Below are 2,913 nucleotides of genomic sequence, written 5' to 3'. Positions count from 1 at the left end.
GGCCCAGGCGGGTAATGTCCGCCAGGCGTCGGGAACGGGCGCCCAGCGGGCGCGGGGCACCATCCGCAGGCCAGCAAACGATCCCATGGCCATGAGCGCGCCGGACAGCCGTATGCCCGCATGCAGGCCCTGACACGCGACATGGATGAACAGCGCCGGCAGCAGCAGCACGATGGCCACCACCGCCACGCGCGCGGGCAGGGGCACGGAAAACAGGTAGAATTTCGGATTGCGCAGGAAACTCTGCGCCACCACCACATCACTGAACAGCAGCGGCTCCCCCAGCAGGGAGAACTTGATGTTGGAGGCGATGACCGCGATCAGGATCCCCAGCACCATCACGCTGGCGGACAGCCAGACCGAACCCGAGAGCAGCGCGCACCAGCCAAACAGCCCGCCCATGACCAGACCATGCAGAACCAGCCGGGGACGGGACCAGAACCCGCGCCCCACCGGGCGGGTCAGGTGTTCCATGAAGCACGTGATGCACAACGCCACCGCGAAAACGGCGATGGATAACCCTAGGTCTGACGCAAATCCCATGCTGGCACCATATTCCGCCCGGTAAAATGGGTCGAGCGCCGAGCGCGCGCGGGGGAGGGAAGGGGTCTAGACCGGAACCGGGGCGTGCCGCCAGACGCTGATGGCGTCCATGCCTGTCTGCAGCAGTTCCGCCGCGCGGCGGGGGCTGTCGGCCTCGACATAGACGCGCAGTTCCGGCGCGTTGCCCGAAGGGCGGAGATGGATGATCTCTCCCGTATCGAAGGTCATGCGCAGGCCATCTGTTTCATCCACGTGTGAAAGCGCGCCGCAGGACTGGGTAAAGCCCAGCGTGGCCGCGCCATCGGCCGGGTTTTCGGCCAGTCGGGCAATCTGCGCCTGACTTTGCGCGGTCGGCATGTCCACCAGGCGGTCGCTCAGCGTAAAGCGCCGGGGCAGGGTGTTGACGAGTGCGTCCAGCCCCCCCTCCCGCGCGTGCGCGGCCACAAGCGCGCAGATCATGGGCAGGACGGAATCGCGCGTGGGCAGGGCGGCCAGCGTGCGCCCGTCATGTTCCACGTCGCTGGCCAACAGGAAGCCGCCATTGGCCTCGAACCCGACCGAGTACATCCCCTGCCCGCGCGGCCTCCGTCATGGCGGAGACGACGAAGGGGGAGCCGATGCGGGTGCGGTGGACGGTTTTCGCGAATCCGGCCTGTTCCAGCGCCGTGTTGCTGCTGACCGGCGTGGTGACGGCGGCGGCGCCCAGCGCGCGGGCGGCAAGGATGCCCAGCACATCCCCACGCAGCCAGTTCCCGGCCCGGTCGGCCAGAAGCGGGCGGTCGGAATCCCCATCGGTTGTCAAAATGGCGTCCAGCGTGCCATCGGCGGCCCATTCGCGCGCAAGGGCCGTGTCTTCAGGGCGCACGGCCTCGGTATCGACGGGTGTGAAACTGTCCGTCCGGCCCAGCGGCACGGCCCTGCCGCCCAGCGCCTCGATGATGTCCACCAGCATGTCGCGCCCCACGGCGGAATGCTGGTAGACGCCCAGTGTCAGGCCCGACAGGCGTCGGGGCCAAAGAAATCGCGGTACCGCGCGACGAAGGCGGGACCGACATCCGTGACATCGGGCAGCGCCACCGGGGCCATGAGCGCCCCCGTGGCGTCGAAATATCCATCGGGCAGGGTGACATCGCATTCGCGCATCGCCGCCTCATCGGCTTTGAGGAATTCGCCATGCGCGCGGTTGAATTTGATGCCGTTGCGATCCGCCGGGATATGGCTGCCCGTGACCATGAGCGAGGGGATGCCGCGCGCGAAGGCATGAAGGCAGAGTGCTGGCGTAGGAACGAAACCGCAGAAAACCGGCTTCCCCTTCATGTACCGGATGGCGGCGACACAGGCGCGGATGATGCGCGGCGTGCTGGGCCGCAGATCCCCCGCTATGGCGACCTGCGTGCCGGGGGCGAATTCCCCAAGCCGCGCGAGATGTTCGAGATAGCCCACCGTATAGGCGAAGCAGACCGAATCCTTCATTGCGCTGACAAGGCCGCGCGCGCCGCTGGTTCCAAAGGCCACGCCTGACTGCTGCATCCACTGGGCTATTTTCATGGGATTTTTGTCTCGCAATTCTGCTGCTGTTCAAAATGGATGTTTTACGGATTTTCCCGCAACGGGCACCCGTGGGAAACCAACAGGAAAGGCAGGGCTGGGTTGTGGGGCGGGGCGGGATATTTCCTCAATACCGTCATGAACGCCGATACGGGCGCACCCGTGGTAACGGCGCGGGAAACCCGCTGGCTGGAATGAACGGTCATACGCTCCGGCCTTCCCGAGCGTTTCGTGTTTTTTTCAGGTGTCCATGGGGGCGGGCAGGAAGCGGGCCGTTAAATCATCATTAAACAGGTTCAATTACGTGGTGTAGTTTGCAACATATTGTCATAAAACTTTGTCAGTATTACCTGCCACCGCATATCAACTTTGGCGTTAATGCCGCATTTTCATGGTCAGGGCTACCGGCTCGTCTCGTGCGCAATGCAAAAAAAGCAGATGGCGCACCCTTCTCTTTCCGTTCGTGACGGACATATAATAAAACAGGTTTTACCCGGACAACGTGATTACGGAACAGTTGTGCCGACAGGTCGGAAGGCAGGCAGACGCGCCGGATGGAACAGAATTATTGAGAACTGCCGATAGACTTCCCCTATTGAGACCCCCCCCGCTGCGGGAACGGATGCGCGCCCTTTCCACTTTCCGCGCCGATTACACGCCCACCGATCCGGTAACGCCTGAACCGGGCTGGTCGGAAATTGCCGATCTGGTCGTGACGCGGCGGATAGGTGGCGCGTTCTGGCATCCCCCCGCGCCCCTGACACGGCCGGTGCTGGTATGCGCGGGCGGGGAACATGCCGCCGGTGGGCAGGGGGCGCTCGG

The 2,913-nt window shown here is 64.4% G+C and carries 2 protein-coding genes and 2 pseudogenes; 2 read left to right on the top strand and 2 right to left on the bottom strand.

Going from position 1 to position 2,913, the window contains the following annotated elements; all coding sequences use genetic code 11:
- Window positions 1–474 (bottom strand): annotated as a pseudogene (locus JCM25156_RS12750) (LTA synthase family protein); the annotation flags it as partial.
- 135 nt (window positions 475–609) lie between these two features.
- Window positions 610–2,073, bottom strand: a pseudogene (locus JCM25156_RS24215) (phosphomannomutase).
- A gap of 57 nt (window positions 2,074–2,130) precedes the next feature.
- On the opposite strand from JCM25156_RS24215, the gene JCM25156_RS29455 reads away from it, so the two are divergent.
- A complete protein-coding gene (locus JCM25156_RS29455; RefSeq protein WP_159104991.1) occupies window positions 2,131–2,289 on the top strand; it encodes a hypothetical protein in 159 nt (52 codons plus the stop codon).
- 424 nt (window positions 2,290–2,713) lie between these two features.
- On the top strand, window positions 2,714–2,913 hold a 200-nt coding region (locus tag JCM25156_RS24210; protein ID WP_034959678.1), incomplete at its 3' end, for a hypothetical protein.

The sequence above is a fragment of the Komagataeibacter kakiaceti JCM 25156 genome (assembly GCF_000613305.1).
Note: the sequence above shows the minus strand (reverse complement) of the source record. Positions and strands in the feature narration are given on the sequence as shown.